Below are 16,637 nucleotides of genomic sequence, written 5' to 3' on the forward strand. Positions count from 1 at the left end.
TCGAGCATGGCTGGCATGACGGCGATTTTCGCCGATCTGCTTCAAATTCATGTGGCAGACCGGCGGTTAAGGGAACTTTGCTGCTATCTCCCATCGTGGATGGCGAACAGCGGTTCGCTGACAGCGATACATCCTTCAACTATACATCGCCATTAAATTTCCGTATAGTGGCTAGGAAATCTAGACTTCATAAAGTTTCATCGTGAAGAAAGTAACCTCATGATATTCAAAGAAGATGATGTCCACGAATATCTCTACAGGATCGGCCTTGAAGCAGTCATAGTTGAGCCTGACCCAACCCTTCTTCAAGAACCACAAAGAAATACGCCGTTCGATGATTCTGACGTTTCATTTGAGTTTTGGAAGGTGCTAAAGGCCAAAGCGTTGGGCCGCATTGAGCAAATGCACAAGTTAATTCGGTACGGTACATTCGCTGGGAGTAAAGTCAAACTCCCAACCGACCATACTAAACCTATGGAATTAGACCTTATCGGCACGCACGAATCTGGCCTATTCATCCTAGAATTGAAGGTGAAAGGACCAGCAGAACGGAATGCCTTTTCCGAACTTCTGGCTTATAGCAACTATGTAGCTGGGGCATTTGAACTGTCAGGCCGCAAGGACATCATCAACGTATTGGTTGCTCCGCTGGCCGCAAAGATAACCACCCAAGCCTACTTATACGATCTGCTGATTAACGAGCGCAATATTATCGTTTACCAGCCAAAGTTTGATGGTGATGACATTGAGACATTATCTCTGGAATTGTTTGTGCCTAGCGACGAGACCTTCCAGCAGGCTGCCAATAGGCTTCTTTCGCATCAAGCCATGAGTTGTGCTGCTATTTCATTTCACAATGTTCCTAATTGGATCGAGAGTGCATCTCCGGGTGAGAACCCATCAGATTCCACAATTGGATACCTTTCGGCCGTTAGCAGCTATGCTTCGCAACTCATGGAAGCCGAAGGACTGAATGGCTTCTGTTTTATGCGGAAACGCTGGGCAGAATATGAAGCCTACTACGCGAACACACTGTTCGTCTGCGCCGTGAATCCTTTTTTCTCCGCTGCGCCAACTCGTGCAGCGACATTGATCGCACAGCTAAAAGAAACCGAGCGTTCGACTTTTATGGAAGCCCCGCAATCGGGGTTCCATGAGCGTCTGGTTGACGTTGGCCAACGTGCGTTGCGTGAAGGTATTAAGACCCCAATTGAGACTGAAGTGTGCACCCCTCTGTGGTCTGCAATCGTGACCTCAGTTGGCGAGGTCGTCTACACGCATAATGTTGGGTTTCGCCCGACTGGCCTCTTTCGAGAAGCTTATGTTAGTTATCTTGATGAAATGTATCGCGGAATTGCTCACGGGTCCGGCCTCGACGCCCCAGCCCTTCGAATCGAAGCTATATCAAACTGGTACACTGCGTGGGAATTTATGGAAGCCTGCGGCTATGGCGGCGAGAAGGGTGAGCATGACTATGACGACGAAGGCGAGGAGCAGACGGGTGAAGATGACGACAACCTTGAAGAAGATGCGGACTTCGCCGATGAGGTAGGGTATTGGGAAGAAGGTGAATGCGGCACTTGCGACGGCACAGGCAACGGCGTCGGCGTCAATCCATATTCAAACGAGCGCATGCGATGTCCCACTTGTGGCGGGAGTGGTATTGTTCGATATTGGGTTCCTAATTAGCGTCCTCTTCAAATGAAGCTTAAGTTTGCGGCGTGCTTATTCAATGATCTTGATAACCGCTTTACGTAACGACGCGATGCTGATTGAAGGCGACTGCCGCCCGCTTGCTCCGTTTCCGTTAATCCAACGGGCAGTTTGGGGGGGGGAAACGGACTGGCAGGTTTCCGACCACTACGCTGGAAAGCTGTCCTTCATCTGGTTGACGAGTTTCGGCGTAAGGCCAATCATCGAGAGGCCTCCACCTGCGCCACTACGGCGCGGACACGCTTCATGCCCTCGTCTGGGTTCGCATAAACGCCCTCGCGGCGCAGAATCTCGCCGTCTGGCGCTAATACCACCCAGAGACACAGCTCTAGCGGATTGTCCTCGGGCACGAGTGCACCAAGCGCCGGGTCATTGCTCGGCCCCACCACGGCCACAAAGTGCTGGTCTACCAGCCGCTTGGTGGTTTGGTATTCCATGAAGTAGCCCAGCGAGAAGTCGAGCTTGCTACGCGTAGGGTGGTCCGGATCGTAGACTACTATGAACACCATTGCGCCTCGCTCCGCTGCCTCGGCTCGCGCTGACTTGAGGTCGTCATGGGGCGGTCGCAGGAAGAACCTATTGGCGCTGTATTGAGGGTCCGTCGACGGGGATGAGGGGAGCGCCGCCGCGTGCGAAGCCTGAATCCATCGGTTAAAAGAACGTGGCATGTAGCGCGCGGCGAGCACTCGTCCGCGCGGGCTGTCCAGCAGTTTCCGCTCGATCGCGTCGCTGTCAAGCTGCAGATATTCGAGCGGCGGCCGAAGGGCGCTCAGCGTCTGGCCAAGGCCGCTGCTCGGAAGTGTCGAGTAGAACGCCACAAAGCCATGGCAGCGATGAGTACCGAGGCGGTCGCGGACATTCGGCTCGTCGGCGGGGGTAACGGAAGTGCCCGAGTGCGCCTTGTGCTTGCAACTCACCAGCCAGCGCACCACGTTCGCGCCACCTGGCCCTAGCCGATCCTCTTCGACAATGATGTCTCGGCCACCATCGGCGCCTCTGTCGGGCTGCTCAACGATCCTGAAGCCTTCAGCAATGAGAAACTCGCGCGCAAAAAGCTCGAAGCGGTCCCTGTCGGGGCCACTCTGTGCCAATGGGATTTCAGTAAACTCTAACGCTGCCATGTGGGTCCCTTTAGTATCTTGTGAGGCTGGGATTAGCTGAGGCGTGATCTCGACATTATTTTCCTGATTTTCTTGTTCGCCACGCAGACCATTGCGTCGCCCATGTCCCGAGATTGACTAGATGTCTTCGCGCTTTTCCAAGAAGGCCTCATTGCGCGATGACGCGTTACCTCATCATGCCTGTCGCGTTCAAATCAGCGTTGCATACCTCAGAGTGAATAATATTAAGCTGTTGCAACACCTGCTTTGCAGATGGCCTATCAGATGCGTTGCTTTTCAGCATTCCTTCTACGAGGGCGTCCAAGCGAGCCCCCGATGCCCCTGCCAGCTGCCGAACATCCAGATGTATATCGTCGGTGACTGCTTGCGGTCGTTTCTGTGGGTTAAATCCGGTTAGTGAGCGATAGAGTACCAGCCCGAGCTGATAAATATCCGAAGCCGGACTTAAGTCTACCTGTTCACCTCTGGCTATCGCGACAAGCTCTGGGGTTCGGTGAAAAAAGGGCATGGCAGCATATGCCGCAACCTCGTCAGCCTCTTCTTTCCCGCCATCAGCCATCAGCACTTTTGCCAAACCAAGGTCTCCAAGTCGTGCCGATTGCCCATGCACCAGAATGTTCGCCGGCTTGATGTCACGGTGGACGATCGGATGTTCTTGACTATGAAGATAGGCCACTCCCGACGCTACGTTGTACACGTAGCGGAGCGCCTCTAGCCGCGTAAGGCGCGGCGTCCCAATGCCCACAACGTTCTCGAAATTCTCGGGCACATAGTCTACCACAGCAAAAGGATACTCGCGGTCGCCGGACTTATAGGTTCCCGTATCGTAGATGCTGAGCAGCGCTGGATGCTTTAGGGTTTGATAGTGCTTGATCTCATCTAAGAACCGATCGCGACGCTTCCGGTCGCTGATCTTGTGAAAAACTTTCAGAGCGAATTGCGTCCCCTGATGCGCGCCAGAAGTGCAGGTGACAAGAAAAGCTGTACCATTTCCACCCTTTCCCACAAATCTCTGGTTAAGGTAGAATTCTCCCTTAGCAGATTTCACAGACTGCAGATGAGATAAGAAGAAGGAGTCAAAATCCTTCTCAGCGGCTTCAAGTTTCGTGGTAGATTCTTCTTCCGCCATGCAGCCCCCTTGGCATTAAGCTCACTTCCTCGTTCGTCGATGCGAGTCGCATAGTGACGACAATGCGCCCCAAACGGCTCTTGCTTCGGTCGTGTCAGACGCTCGACACGCTAGACGTACGCCGTGGTCAAGCCAACATGCCTGAGACCGCCGAACGTCTGTTTCACTGGGTTGATGCACAAAATGTCGCCGCTCCGTTTCCAGCCCCGACCACGCCGATGGTTGGGAACTCAGGAGCGGCGGATTTCAGGAGAACGGCAGCAACCTGGAAATGGCAGAGATGAGGCGATAACCGACATTACAATGAAGGACGCGGGACGGAGATCATCCCTGCGTGGCAAAGCCAGACTGGCAACTCGCACCGACCTGGTTCATTGTTTATGTGATGAATCCATTTCGTTCGCCCGACACCGACCTCTCCCTGTCGCATGCCCTCATCCTGAAGGCCGCGCTGCTGACGATCGGCTATATTGAGGAAAACGGTCCGATCGGCCTCACGCCCACCAAGGCGCTCAAGCGCTATTTTATCGCGTGGGCCGCCGAGGCATTTGACTGGCCCCACTATAGGGTCGAAGACCTCTATGCCCTCAATAAAGTCCTCAATGAACACGATTTCCCACCACTGGTGATCCTGCATGAGGTTCTGCTCAGCGCCAAGCTCGCACGGCATTTCAAGGGCACCCTGCGGCTGACTGACCTGGCGAAAAAGCTCAAATCGGAGCCTGCCCGGCTCTGGATGCTGTTGACGACCCACCTCCTCTTTGTCGTCGACCACAGTCCTTACACCCGAAGCGATGAACCACTGTTCGGCAACTGGGATATCTTTCTCAACGTCATCAATATCGAGGCCCAGGTTGCCGTCACCGAAGAACGGCTATGCGCGGTTCTCTACGGAGGCGAGGAAGAGGAAATCCATCACCGTGATTTCAAGCTGACCGCCAGTCTTTACATCCATGTCCTGCGACCGCTGTGCTGGGCAGGACTGCTCAACGAGCACCGAACAGGCTCCGGCTTCAGCAGACGGGATTTCTATACCAAAACGCCCTTATGGCCAGCGGCCCTCAAACTCGAGACGGATCGACACCTGCTCCCGGCGACCCGTCACTGACTCCAACCGGCCGCCAACGCGGGTGCGCGTTGCAGCGGCTGCGCCCGGATACAGCCTCGTCCAATATAAAAGGCGGCTCCCGGAGACCGGAAGCCGCCCATGATACTCATCAACAGATCTCACTCGGCTGCGACCGCATCAGGACTGTCGGTCATGCGCGCCGCCCCTTCCTCCCTTTCAGTTTGCTCCGGCGCATGCGCCGTCCGCAGAGCCTCGGGTAGCCAGCCGCTGCCCTCAAGCAGCCTTTCGGCCGCCTGCGCCATGTCGGCCTTTTTCAAATGTGCGATGCGGTCGGCGACCTCGTCGCCCCGCGCCTCACGCACGGCTTCGAGGATGCGCGTCTTGGTGACGCGACCGAGATAGTTCTCCACCGTCGGCTGCCAGCCCGCTTCGGCCAGATCGAGCCGGAGCGCGATGGCAAGCCGGTCGGCGCGGGCCAGCCGCTCCCTGATGCTACGCGCCAGAGACGGACCATGGGAGGATTCATACAGCGCATTGACCCCGAAGGACAGGCAATGCGCCAGCAGCGCGATGCGACTGGTATCATCCAACCTATCCAGCCACTGCCAGAGCGCATTCTCATCCTCCGGCAGGTCGTGCTTCCAGCCCTCATTGCGTTGGCGCAAGGCGTGCGCCGGAATGCTGCCCGGCATATCCGGCGAGTGGACCCGCAGCGGGATGTCCCGGACATAGGCTTCCAGGCAGTCCGCGCCCGAGACCTGCCAGTAGAGATCGCGCACCAGCGTATACAGCAGTTCGGTCAGGGCAATGTGCGGATTGGCCGCGAACGCGTCGCGCAGGGCCAGCGTCCGCCAGGCCGTCAGCTCTGTCAGCAGGCGGTCGGGCAACGGCTTCAGCCCATCTTCTTCCTCGGGCTCGGTGTCGGGGGCGTTTTCGCCTTCAGACGGGGATGCCTTGATTGCGGCCCCCTCGTCGTCCTCACAGGCGAGCGTTTCACCGCTGCCCTCGGCGCTGGCGGCGCCCTCCTCCGGTTCCGCCAGCACATCTTCCGGCCGGACGAAGCCCCGTTCGACCAGCAGCGTGCCGTCAGTATCCAGGCTGACGAAGGCTCCAGCGCGGGCCATGTCCGCCGGATCGAAGGACACCGGGCGTTCCTCCAGCGCCTCAATGGCCTGCTCGATCTCGCCAAGACGCGCGTCGATTGCCTCGGGGAATTCATCGGCCTGCACGTATTCCGCCTCGATGGCCTCCTGCTCGCTGTGCAGAGCGGTCAGACGGGCCGCTTCTTCTTCCGAGAGCACAACCGGCGTGCCGTCGATCTCCACAAACGCTCGCGTGTGTCCCCAAGGGAAGGACAGCGCCGTCTCGACCCATTTCCAGCCTTCAGCGCGGATCTCCTCGGCCGCCCCAGCCAGTTTGTCCATGACCAGCCGATCGAGAAAGGTGGGATCGTCCAGCCATCCGCCATCGTCGGCTTCGAACAGGTCGCGCATGACGTGGCCGCCAGCGGAGACATAGGCCTCCAGCCCTATGAAGCGCACGCGGCGGTCCGATGCGCGCACGGTCTTTTCCGTCAGCATGCGGCGGATCAGATAGGGCTCGCGATTGTGGCTCTGGGCAATAATCTCCCAGACCTGTTCCTGACGGGCATGGTCATCGCTGATGGAAAACGCCATCAACTGTTCCAGCTTCATGCCATCCTGCTCGTAGATATCGAGCAGCTTGTCCGAAACGGTCATGAGGCGCAGGCGCTGCTTCACCACGGCCGGCACGACGAAGAACGCGGCAGCGATTTCTTCCTCGGACATGCCCTTCTCCAGCATGTCGCGAAAGGCGCGAAACTGGTCCAGCGGATGCAGGGCCACGCGCTGGACGTTCTCAGCCAGGGAATCATCCTCGGCGAGAATGGTCGAGCCGGCCTCGCGCACGACACAGGGCACCGGGGCCGTCTTCGCCAGTTTCTTCTGCTTCACCAGCAGTTCGAGAGCGCGGAACCGGCGGCCCCCGGCCGGCACTTCGTATGACCCGGTTTCTGCCCCTTCGCCGTCAAGAACGGGCCGCACGTTCAGGCTCTGGAGCAGTCCCCGACGTTCGACATCGTGGGCCAGTTCCTCGATCGACAGGCCGGCCTTCACACGCCGCACGTTGGACTGCGACAGCACCAGCTTGTTGAAAGGGATATCACGGGACGCATTGAGGGCGATTTTCTGGATGGCGCTCGCCATGGCGGGACACTCCGTGACGGACGGGCGGAAGCCTCTCTCCCACCCCTGAATCCGTCACGAAAACCCCACTTTCCTCTTCCTCTCTTCCGGCCCCACCAGACGCCGGATCGCATTCACGGAACCGCGTAGAGACGGCTTTACGGAACGCAGGTCCGTGCCAACCAACCCGCGAGTCGATACAAGCTGCGATACATTACGACTATTACAGTCGCGTCCTCACCAATTTGTGACAGTGCCGACGGCGATAGCCGCGCGTGTTCGCGACTATCCCGAAGCCCTCTCTGCACGGAACATCTCTTTGTTTCCGCGTATTTTTCTGTTCACGCACGTCCCGTCCGACATCCACAGTGCCTTCAGAGCCAGGCACAGGTCCATGCAGAAAGGACGGGAAGATGGCACGCCAACGCGATACGATAGCGGACAGGGTGCGGCTCGTTCTCGACGCCCCGGACGCCAACGTGACACCATTGCGCAGTGGGGCCGATCCACGGCTGGTCAGTCTGGTCCGGCTTCTGGCCCGTCAGGCCGCACGGGATTTCGTCAACGCTGAAGTGGAGGCCGCGAGGCGACGCGATCTCCAGGATTAGGGAGATGGGATTGTGAAAGTCGCGCTCTATGCCCGCTATTCGTCCGAAAACCAGCGTGATGCTTCGATCGAGGATCAGTTGCGCCTCTGCCGGCTTCACGCGGAGAAACAGGGCTGGACGATCGTCGACAGCTACACCGACCGGGCGATCTCGGGTGCCTCCCTGCTCCGCCCCGGCATACAGGAACTGATCCAGGACGCCACGCGCGGCCGCTTCACGATCGTGCTGGCCGAAGCCATGGACCGGCTGTCGCGCGACCAGGAAGATATCGCCGGCCTGTTCAAGCGGATGACTTTCTCCGGCGTGCGGATCATCACCCTCTCCGAGGGCGATGTCACACACCTGCATATCGGCCTCAAGGGCACCATGAACGCCCTGTTCCTCAAGGATCTGGCCGAGAAGGTCCGGCGAGGGCTGCGCGGACGCGTCGAGGACGGCAAGTCCGGCGGTGGCAATTCCTATGGCTATGACGTGGTGCGCCAGTTTGACGCCAGGGGTGAGCGCATTCGCGGCGACCGGACCATCAACGAGGAAGAAGCCCGCACAGTCAGGCGGATCTTCGCCGATTACACGCGGGGCAAGTCCTCGCGCACGATCGCCATGGAACTGAACCGGGACGGCGTTCCGGGGCCGCAGGGGCGCGAATGGGGACCGTCCACCATTCATGGCAATCGGGAACGCGGCACCGGCGTCCTTAACAACGAGATGTATGTCGGGCGCTTGGTCTGGAACCGTCTGCGCTACCTCAAGGATCCCGATACCGGCAAGCGTGTGTCCCGTCTCAATCCTGAATCCGAATGGGTGGTCCAGGAGGTGCCGGAATTGCGGATCGTCGAGCAGGATCTGTGGGACGCCGTGAAGACACGCCAGGCCGAAACAACCTTCAGCCAGCCGGAACGGGGAAACGAAGCGCTCAGTGAGCGGCGCCGTCCGCGCCATCTCTTTGCCGGGTTGATCCGCTGCGGCTGCTGTGGCGGCGGCTACAGCATGATCTCGAAAGACCTGCTCGGCTGCACGACGGCGCGCAACAAGGGCACCTGCGACAACCGCCTGAACATCCGTCGCGACGCGCTCGAAGCATCGGTTCTAAGCGGGCTGCGTACGCATCTGATGGAACCGGACCTGTTCAAGGAATTCTGCAACGAGTTCACTCGCGAGGTGAACCGCATGCGTATGGAACTGGGCGCCGACCTCGTGGCGATGCGAAATGAGCTGCCTCGCATTGATCGCGAACTGGACAAGGCAATCCAGGCCATCCTCGACGGCGTTCCGGGCGCGAAGCTCAAGGATAAGATCGGCGCCCTGGAGGCGCGCAAAATCGAACTTACAGAGCGTCTGGCCAACACGGAGGAGCCGCCTCCCCTTCTCCATCCGAACATGGCGGAGATCTATCAGCAGCGGATCGCGTCTCTCTATGAAAGCCTTCAGGCCGAGGAGACGAAGACCGAGGCGGCCGAGCGCCTGCGCACGCTCGTCTCGCAGATCACGCTCCAGCCGGCCGACGGCGAACTGGCGATCATCCTGCGCGGCGATCTGGCAGCGATCCTGCAGTTCGCGGCGCACAAGAAAAACGCCACGGTCCATCCGGACAGTGGCGTTCTTGATGCGTTCATATCGCAAGTATCGTTGGTTGCGGGGAACCGCACACCACGATCCCGGCAAAATGTTGCGAATGGTCATTCGCAAGCGTCGTTGGTTGCGGGGACAGGATTGGTTCTCAGCTTGCGGCAATCGCAAGTTGAGAGCAAAGCGGGATTAATAGGCTGTTTTAACGGTCTTTTTTCTGCCCATGCATGACCTTTACTGAAATAAATGGCCCCTGCCCTCATAAAACGTAGAGTTTATTTACCCAGAGCTATATCAGCTTCCGCCCTCAAAGCGGACTTGCACGGGACAAAATCGTCCACGCTGAAGCGGTCTACTCATCAGCAGTCAACACACGACCACCCGCTGCGTTCCTTCAGACATCGCGCCCCGTGTGATGTTTGATAAGTACCGCATGGGTGTGCGGCCGCTCCTGCATGGCGCTTCCGAAGATTACTGCTTGAAGGCATCGTGCGACGATCAGTTCGAGGTCGCGAGTCGCGTCCTCTTCGTAGCGTTCATAATATTTGTGATAGTCGCTCGATTCATAGACGTTCGGCGCGCTGCCGTGGATGACGCTGGCTCGGAGACCGAGCAGGAGTTTCAAGCGATCGTAGTCGTAGGCCGAGCCCATGATCGGACCAACGGCTTCAATTACGCTTTGTGTCGCCTTCCCGGCATCCCCGTAGATCGCGTCGAGCGCGCCGAATAATGTAGGGAAGCGGCGCGTAGGATCAGGCACCCACGCACGATAGAAATATTCTAGCGCACGCATCTGCCGCTTCTCGATTTTTGTTGGCGAGACGAGCTTGTCCGCTAGGATTGTCAGCCACTCGTGATCAGCTTTCCCGATAACGATATCCTCTGACAGTGGTGGCGTATGCGGGTCTCCAGTCGTAACACTGAGCGAGCCTGCGAACGTGCAGAAGCCGCCGAACAACGTCCGACCGGAAAACAGATATCGCTCCAGGCGGTGGGGAAGGAGGGCCATAGCGCCGAGAATGGCAGCCCTATGCCGCTTTGCGACCTCCGCTGTGCCTGCCCAAACACCGAGCCATGACGATGGCGATCGGCGGATGCCGTCCCACCGGCGGAACGGAGGAAAGCTATCGGATTGCAGATCAGCGTCGATATAGCCGGGAGGCATTCGGCTAAGTTTCAGGCCATCCGCCCTCACGAGAAAGAATGTGGAGCACTCGAACTCCTCCTCCACACGCACCGTCACTAACGGAAATGCGACAAGCTGGCGGGGTTCAACGAAGAGGTCTGAGACGACAATTGTTTCGACCAAGCGTTCTTTCGTGCTGACCGAAACGAACTCCGAGAAAGGAGCGTCTCGGGCTTGGCCGGCGCCGAGTAGACAGCCATTCCAAGCTTCATTACCGATAATCCAGAAGTTATCGCGGATGAAGTCCGTTAACGCCTTTTCGACGTCCCCCACCGATAGCGATCCAAGATGCGGGGCAGCATTGCGACGCATGAAGAGCGCGGCCTTCAGCAATCGCCGATCGTCGTAGTTCACCTCAAAACCAGCTCCGCCTACGAAAGGTATCCCGCCCGGCTTATTATACATAAAGCTATGTTGCCGCCGACCGGAAGTGCGCTGACAGAACATGGCGTCCAACATCATGTCGACCGCTTTGCCCGCATTCGAGATTGTCATGTGATACGCTGGCCCTCGTTAATGCGAGGTCTCATCCTATAACAAACGAGCATGAGCCAACAGCGTGGTTTTACTTGAGCATGGGTGTTGGATTGAGACGATTGAAAATGCTCTCGATGTCCCAGCGGCCATCTTCCGTTTCCTTGCTGATCGCGATCAGCCGTTCCATCGGCGTGCGCTTGCGCAGGTCTTCGATCAGTGCAAGCAGTTCGTCGCGCAGCGCTGCCAACGCCGATGGCTGGCATAAGCTCATGACGGCCGAAGGATTGGACCGGGAATGCGCTTTCCCGGCCGGGCCGACAAAGGCTAGGCCGATTATGTCGTAATCGGGATAAGTCTGTGTCATCCATTCGAGATGATCGTGACCCTGCGAAATGTCCTTCTTGAAATAGGTTGCCGGGTCGTTCTTGTCGGTCTTCAATTCGAACCCCAGCTGGCGCGGCTTTGCCTCGTCGCGCCACAGTACGTCGGGTCCAGTGTCTCCGTCATTGTCGGGCCGCGTCGCGGTAAAGCCGAGCAGTTCGCCGAGCGCGCGCACGCCGGCTTCTGCCTGCCTGGGATGACCTTGATCGATGAGAGCGAGCGCCTGTACGATCATTTTCACCTCCGCTTCGAACTTATTGCCATTGCTGTAGCAGAGCAGCCCCTGAAGCGAGCGGCCGAAGGCATTCATCTCGGGAATTGCCTTGTCGCTTGTGCTCCGCATCGGCCACGGCAACGTCATACCGTTGCCGAGCCGGCGCATTGCTTGCCCGTAGGCAGTGCGCGCCGCATCTTTATCGCCTTCGCGCTCGAAAGCAGCGCCGAGCCATAACGCATGCCATCCGCCGAGCGGGGTGTCGTGCTGTGCCGTGGTATCGACTGTCTTCTCCAGCTCCCGCCTAGCGCTTGTCGGATCGTCGCGCCACATCGCCGCGGCATATTTGGCTTCGCTGAGCGCCGCTGCCACCATGAAGGGCTCGGCCGCGTTGTGCCGGGCGAGCTGGTCCTGGTCGAGTTCAGCGAGCTTCACCTCGCGCTGATAGTAGTCGAGCCAGCCTTCGTCGCGGCCTAGCACACGCTCGATCAGCGCAATGGCCTGCTTGTGGCTGTCAATGCCGAACGCCTCCTGTACCTCACGCCCGATCAGCACCTGTTTCTGCAAGAGCGGCGGCAGCAGCGCGAGGTTGCGGTCGTTGCCGAGCCATTTGTCAAGGTCGTCGCCCTGAATGAGGAAGGCACCATAGTCGTTGCGGCCCCGATTGATCCGCCCGAACAGTTGCGCAAGTCGATTGGCGACGCGCACTGCATGGACGTTATTCATCCGCAGAAACTCCCACTGGTAACGCTCAAGCAGCGAGGTTCCCGACGGCAGTCCCTCCATAATCATGATCCGGCAGGTGTCGTGCGGCAGGTCGATGCCGTCGACCCGCGACACCAGAGTGAACGCGCCCTCACCCCCCTTACGGAACGCGTCGAGCAGCTCGGAAAAATCCTCCCGCGCCGGCGGCTCCGCGACCTTCGCCCAAGCCTTAGCGCGCTCGTAGTCGGGCACCGCGATCACGACTTTCTGCGTCTCAACCAGCTTTTCCGCGAACTCGGGGCCAAAGCCGTTCTTGACCTTGCGGCCGCTGACGATGAGGCGCTCGCCGTTGCCGGCATCATTCGACGGCGTGACCGTGACGTCAGGCTTGCGACCGAACGCACGGATGAATTCAGTCTGGCTCTGCAGCGTCGCTGAGAGATAGACTCGCCTGACCTTCTGCTGGAAGATGTCGAGCGCCAGCGAAGGCAGGAACGGCGGCGTCAGCTCGAATGCACCGCGCGTGAACACTGCGGCGCACGCATTGATCCGGTCTTCGAGCCAGGCGAACGGATAGGTCAGTTCGTCATGGTCCTTGATCCCGTGCCGCAGAAGGATCTCGAGCAGGCGCTCGCTTCGCTCGTAGAGGCCGTGCGGCGCGACGAACGCGGTCGAATGCCGCGACAGATCGAGCGCGTCACGGAACCGCCCAGCAACGCCCAGTTCGTGGAAATGCGGCTTGAACAACTCGGCGATCTCTTTGAACAATTCCTCATGGTCATAGACGTCCACGCGCAGCGTAAATGCGTCGCGCAGGAGACTCTCGGCGACATGCGCATCGTCGAAGATGATCGCCTGAGGGAAGAATCGATTACGCAGCGCGCTATGGCCATTGAATAGCGCGGCATAAGTCGTGATACAGAAGGCCTTGCCGGTCTCGAATAAGTCGTTGGAAAATCCCTTCCGAACACGGGTCGAATGATCGATGCCGATGCGGTTCGCTTCTTCGGCGGTCTGGCGCACCAGATCGATTGTCGAGCAAACGTAGAGAACATTCTGCAGGCCTTCGTTCACTAGGCTCTGCGCAATCAGCAGGCCGACGATCGTCTTGCCCGCGCCTGTATTGAGCGAAACTAATACGTCCTGCCGGTCGCGGGCGGCATGCCATTCGGTGAGCGCCTTGTCCTGGCCGCGCCACAGATCATTGAACGTGCCAGACAAGCTTGGCAGTGATTCAAAGATTCGGATCGGATCGGTCGGCGCCTGAGCCTTCTTGGCACTGCCGAGCTTTGAAAAGTCCATCAACCTTGCCTCTCCTTTTATTCGGAAGATGGACTAGCGGCGCACTGAGGCCAACGATTTTCTTATCTGTTTTTTGCCAAACTCCTTTGGCGGCGTGCGGTGATAGACGAGCGATGGGCGCGCGGCATGACGGCCTCAAGCCTCAGTGCGCACAAGGATTTTCCTCCCCCGGACGCGCCCGTGCTTCAGGGCAGAGAGGCTTGCCGGCAGGTCATCGAACGCGGTGACTATATGCTGCTGGAGATCCAGGGCACCAATCCGGACAGCGTCGAGCACGTGCGCTCCGGCCTGGCGCCACTCCCGCCAATCCTCTACCGTCGCATGGCCGTGCGCGCTGTTCAGTGCGACTTCATGCAGGGACAGCGCCGTCGTGAACGGCGGCAGAGGCGGTGATTCCAGCCGATCCTGAATGCAGACCAGATGTCCGTTATACCCCACCAGTGGCGCCAGACCGCGTGCATACGCCCCGCTCGTGGTGTCGAATACAGCAAAGAGGCGGCGCGACCCGAGTGCTACGGTCAATTGCGCACGCCAAGCCTCATCGCGATAATCGAACGTACCGGCAATGCCCAGCGCCAGCAGCCGTTCGCGATGAACCGGCGACGCGGTCGCCCAGACGCGCCAGTTCCGACGCAATGCCAGTTGCGTCAGGATCAGCGACACAGCGCCGCCAGCCCCGGTCACCAGTACATCCCGGTTCGGCATATCCGGTACCTTGGCGAGCGCCTGCCACGCCGTCAGCCCCGGACACGGAATTCCGGCGGCGCTCTCGTCGCTGACACCGTCGGGAATAACGAGCGCGCAATCGGCACCCACGATCGTATATTCCGCGAAGCTACCCGGTTTGCCGAGCCCCTGATGATATGCGATCCGCGTTCCCAGGGGGATACTCACGCCGTCGCCGACCTCCGCGACGATTCCGACACCGTCCACGCCCGGCACATGCCCCGGCCTCCATCCGTCGGGACTGGCGGCAATGACTTTCCAATCAACGGGATTGAGCGCGATCATGGTATTGCGCACGACGATCTCACCCGGTCCTGGCGAAATGGCACCCCGCATTTCCAGCCGAAGCTGCTCAGGCTCACCCGGCGCCTGCCAGGTCCAAACGCGGAATGTGGATGCGTGTGCGTTCACCACTGATGTCTCCTGTCACGCTGCAAAAGCACCGTCGGCCGATCCCCAAAACGGACATTGCCCTTCAGGGAATATCCGCATTTCTCCGCCACCCTCCGGGATGCCCCGTTTTCCGGCGCCATGATGCAGACCGTGCGGTCCACGCCGCGCCCGTCCATCCACGCCAGAGCGGCCTGAAGGGCTTCGGTCGCAAATCCTTGGCCATGCGCCCAGCGCGCCAGAACCCAGCCGGCTTCCGGCACAGTGTCCAGAGGTGGCTCGATATCGCGCTTCCAATCAGCAAAGCCGACATCGCCGACATAGTGCCCATCCGCTTTCGTGCGGACACACCAGTATCCATAACCCAGAAAATTCCACAGGCCCCGATAGCGAAGAAGGCGAAACCAGCACTCCTGTTCCGACGATGGAACACCGCTGATGTGTCGAACGACATCCGGATCGCTCCACATCGCGCGCAGATCGTAGAAATCCTTCATCTGATGGAGCGAGAGGCGCAATCTTTCGGTTTCGATCACACGGCTCTCCCTTCCTGGTCACCAACACGCAAGGCACGCTCCACAGCATGCCGGAGAGGTTCCATATCACCCTCGGTCGTGATCCAGAGCGTTGCCCCTTCGAGTTGCGCGAGGGTATCCGTCGCGACGGACGCCGGTTCGGAAATCTTCCCGGCTTCCAGAATCCCGGCCATCGCATCGCGCAACCGTGCGAAAAACGCTCGCACCGCGTCCCGAGCGTCCGGTGTTTGCGCCGTCACGCCATACGCGAGATGCAGTCCCACGCAGCGCCCTCTCGCCTCGAATGTCTCCGCAATCCGTCCGATCAGCGTCCGCCAGGCAGCACGCCAGTCCGTCGCAGGATCCGGGAGATCGACCAGCACATCGTCGAGCGTCAGGGCCAGCACCTCGCGTACCAGCGATTCCTTCGACGAAAAGCGCGTATAGAGGCTTTGCGGACGCAAACCCACGCGATCGGCCAGATCGCGCATGGATGCCCCTTCGTAGCCGTACTCGCGAAACAGTTCGCGAGCTTCGACAACGATCCGGTGGATAGGAACGGGTTCTCTCATTTCGCCTTTGACTCACGAACGGTCGTTCGTCACAGTAGGGCGCATAATGATGCCGGACAAGTCCCGTCCGCCTCCTACTCTCTTATCTCCGGTCACAGGAGACCTCGTGATGCTTCTCTATGATCTGGACGTCTCCGGAAACTGCTACAAGATCCGACTTTTCGCGGCCCTGACCAACACGAAGCTGGACCTCGTTCCCGTCGATCTTGCGTCGGGTGAGAACCATGATCCAGATTTTCGGAAACTGAACCCGTTTGGGGAAGTCCCCGTCCTGGTGGATGGCGACCTTACACTCCGGGACTCCCAGGCCATCCTGGTTTACCTCGCCGGTCGACTGACGGACCGTAGTTGGTGGCCAGAGGATGCCTGGTCGCAAGCCATCATCACACAATGGCTTTCAGTGGCATCCAGCGAGGTACGCAACGGCCCCAACGCCGCCCGTCTGATCCGGAAATTCGGGTACCGCCTCGATATGGGCACCGCCATGCGCTGGACCGACAAACTCCTGCCGCTGCTTGATGAGCATGTCGAGACACAGGACTGGTTTGCGCTCGGTCACCCTACGATCGCTGACTGCGCTCTCTTTCCCTATCTCGCACTGGCGCCCGAAGGTGGTATTGACCTTACCCCTTACCCGGCCCTGGGACGCTGGCTCGGGCGCATGCGGAATCTGCCGGGCTTCATCCCCATGCCGGGTCTGTGAAGTAATTATTTATATAAACATTCAGGAAAACTTTCCCATGCGTCGGCACCGCCATC

Annotated in this window: 13 protein-coding genes; 5 read left to right on the forward strand and 8 right to left on the reverse strand. The window is 59.1% G+C overall.

Annotation, left to right across the window (positions count from 1 at the left end):
* Positions 1-219: 219 nt before the first annotated feature.
* A complete protein-coding gene (locus tag HLH21_RS11715) occupies positions 220-1,689 on the forward strand; it encodes a zinc finger-like domain-containing protein (protein WP_182943941.1) in 1,470 nt (489 codons plus the stop codon).
* 224 nt (positions 1,690-1,913) lie between these two features.
* Here the strand turns inward: HLH21_RS11715 and HLH21_RS11720 are convergent, their stop codons facing one another.
* Together HLH21_RS11720 and HLH21_RS11725 are read right to left on the reverse strand one after the other, a co-directional pair.
* Entirely contained in the window at positions 1,914-2,834 is a 921-nt protein-coding gene (locus tag HLH21_RS11720; protein WP_182943942.1) for a restriction endonuclease, read from the reverse strand.
* Positions 2,835-3,000: 166 nt separating this feature from the next.
* Positions 3,001-3,963: a serine/threonine-protein kinase gene (locus HLH21_RS11725; protein ID WP_182943943.1), complete on the reverse strand. Its 963-nt coding sequence runs from the start codon at positions 3,961-3,963 to the stop codon at positions 3,001-3,003.
* A gap of 385 nt (positions 3,964-4,348) precedes the next feature.
* Here HLH21_RS11725 and HLH21_RS11730 point away from each other — a divergent pair, with 385 nt between their 5' ends.
* Positions 4,349-5,071, forward strand: coding sequence for a hypothetical protein (locus HLH21_RS11730; RefSeq protein WP_182943978.1), 723 nt, complete (start codon positions 4,349-4,351; stop codon positions 5,069-5,071).
* Between the two features lie 119 nt (positions 5,072-5,190).
* Here the strand turns inward: HLH21_RS11730 and HLH21_RS11735 are convergent, their stop codons facing one another.
* Positions 5,191-7,257, reverse strand: coding sequence for a ParB/RepB/Spo0J family partition protein (locus tag HLH21_RS11735; RefSeq protein WP_182943944.1), 2,067 nt, complete (start codon positions 7,255-7,257; stop codon positions 5,191-5,193).
* 392 nt (positions 7,258-7,649) lie between these two features.
* Between HLH21_RS11735 and HLH21_RS11740 the strand changes: the two genes are divergently transcribed.
* Positions 7,650-7,844 (forward strand): hypothetical protein, encoded by a 195-nt coding sequence (locus tag HLH21_RS11740; protein ID WP_182943945.1) that lies wholly within the window; start codon positions 7,650-7,652, stop codon positions 7,842-7,844.
* A 12-nt stretch (positions 7,845-7,856) separates the two neighbouring features.
* The gene (locus HLH21_RS11745) at positions 7,857-9,641 is read left to right on the forward strand and encodes a recombinase family protein (protein ID WP_182943946.1); all 1,785 of its coding nucleotides are present in this window, start codon (positions 7,857-7,859) and stop codon (positions 9,639-9,641) included.
* Between the two features lie 163 nt (positions 9,642-9,804).
* Here the strand turns inward: HLH21_RS11745 and HLH21_RS11750 are convergent, their stop codons facing one another.
* The 5 genes from HLH21_RS11750 to HLH21_RS11770 form a co-directional block, all read right to left on the reverse strand.
* Positions 9,805-11,091 carry a hypothetical protein gene (locus HLH21_RS11750; protein WP_182943947.1) on the reverse strand — a complete coding sequence of 429 codons (1,287 nt, stop codon included), beginning with the start codon at positions 11,089-11,091 and terminating at the stop codon, positions 9,805-9,807.
* Between the two features lie 70 nt (positions 11,092-11,161).
* Positions 11,162-13,675: a DEAD/DEAH box helicase family protein gene (locus tag HLH21_RS11755; protein ID WP_182943948.1), complete on the reverse strand. Its 2,514-nt coding sequence runs from the start codon at positions 13,673-13,675 to the stop codon at positions 11,162-11,164.
* Positions 13,676-13,810: 135 nt separating this feature from the next.
* The gene (locus HLH21_RS11760; RefSeq protein WP_246379641.1) at positions 13,811-14,815 is read right to left on the reverse strand and encodes a zinc-binding dehydrogenase; all 1,005 of its coding nucleotides are present in this window, start codon (positions 14,813-14,815) and stop codon (positions 13,811-13,813) included.
* Positions 14,809-15,327 carry a GNAT family N-acetyltransferase gene (locus HLH21_RS11765; protein WP_220789790.1) on the reverse strand — a complete coding sequence of 173 codons (519 nt, stop codon included), beginning with the start codon at positions 15,325-15,327 and terminating at the stop codon, positions 14,809-14,811. Before HLH21_RS11765 ends, HLH21_RS11760 begins: the two co-directional genes overlap by 7 nt.
* Positions 15,324-15,878, reverse strand: coding sequence for a TetR/AcrR family transcriptional regulator (locus HLH21_RS11770; RefSeq protein ID WP_182943949.1), 555 nt, complete (start codon positions 15,876-15,878; stop codon positions 15,324-15,326). Before HLH21_RS11770 ends, HLH21_RS11765 begins: the two co-directional genes overlap by 4 nt.
* 109 nt (positions 15,879-15,987) lie before the next feature.
* On the opposite strand from HLH21_RS11770, the gene HLH21_RS11775 reads away from it, so the two are divergent.
* Entirely contained in the window at positions 15,988-16,581 is a 594-nt protein-coding gene (locus tag HLH21_RS11775) for a glutathione S-transferase family protein (RefSeq protein ID WP_182943950.1), read from the forward strand.
* The last annotated feature ends 56 nt before the right edge of the window (positions 16,582-16,637 follow it).

Source organism: Gluconacetobacter johannae (assembly GCF_014174305.1).
Classification (GTDB): domain Bacteria; phylum Pseudomonadota; class Alphaproteobacteria; order Acetobacterales; family Acetobacteraceae; genus Gluconacetobacter; species Gluconacetobacter johannae.

Excerpts from the sequence above, each read along its gene's own strand:
- HLH21_RS11715 (WP_182943941.1), top strand. The coding sequence starts at position 220 with ATGATATTCAAAGAAGATGATGTCCACGAATATCTCTACAGGATCGGC.
- HLH21_RS11720 (WP_182943942.1), bottom strand. The coding sequence starts at position 2,834 with ATGGCAGCGTTAGAGTTTACTGAAATCCCATTGGCACAGAGTGGCCCC.
- HLH21_RS11725 (WP_182943943.1), bottom strand. The coding sequence starts at position 3,963 with ATGGCGGAAGAAGAATCTACCACGAAACTTGAAGCCGCTGAGAAGGAT.
- HLH21_RS11730 (WP_182943978.1), top strand. The coding sequence starts at position 4,349 with ATGAATCCATTTCGTTCGCCCGACACCGACCTCTCCCTGTCGCATGCC.
- HLH21_RS11735 (WP_182943944.1), bottom strand. The coding sequence starts at position 7,257 with ATGGCGAGCGCCATCCAGAAAATCGCCCTCAATGCGTCCCGTGATATC.
- HLH21_RS11740 (WP_182943945.1), top strand. The coding sequence starts at position 7,650 with ATGGCACGCCAACGCGATACGATAGCGGACAGGGTGCGGCTCGTTCTC.
- HLH21_RS11750 (WP_182943947.1), bottom strand. The coding sequence starts at position 11,091 with ATGACAATCTCGAATGCGGGCAAAGCGGTCGACATGATGTTGGACGCC.
- HLH21_RS11755 (WP_182943948.1), bottom strand. The coding sequence starts at position 13,675 with ATGGACTTTTCAAAGCTCGGCAGTGCCAAGAAGGCTCAGGCGCCGACC.
- HLH21_RS11770 (WP_182943949.1), bottom strand. The coding sequence starts at position 15,878 with ATGAGAGAACCCGTTCCTATCCACCGGATCGTTGTCGAAGCTCGCGAA.
- HLH21_RS11775 (WP_182943950.1), top strand. The coding sequence starts at position 15,988 with ATGCTTCTCTATGATCTGGACGTCTCCGGAAACTGCTACAAGATCCGA.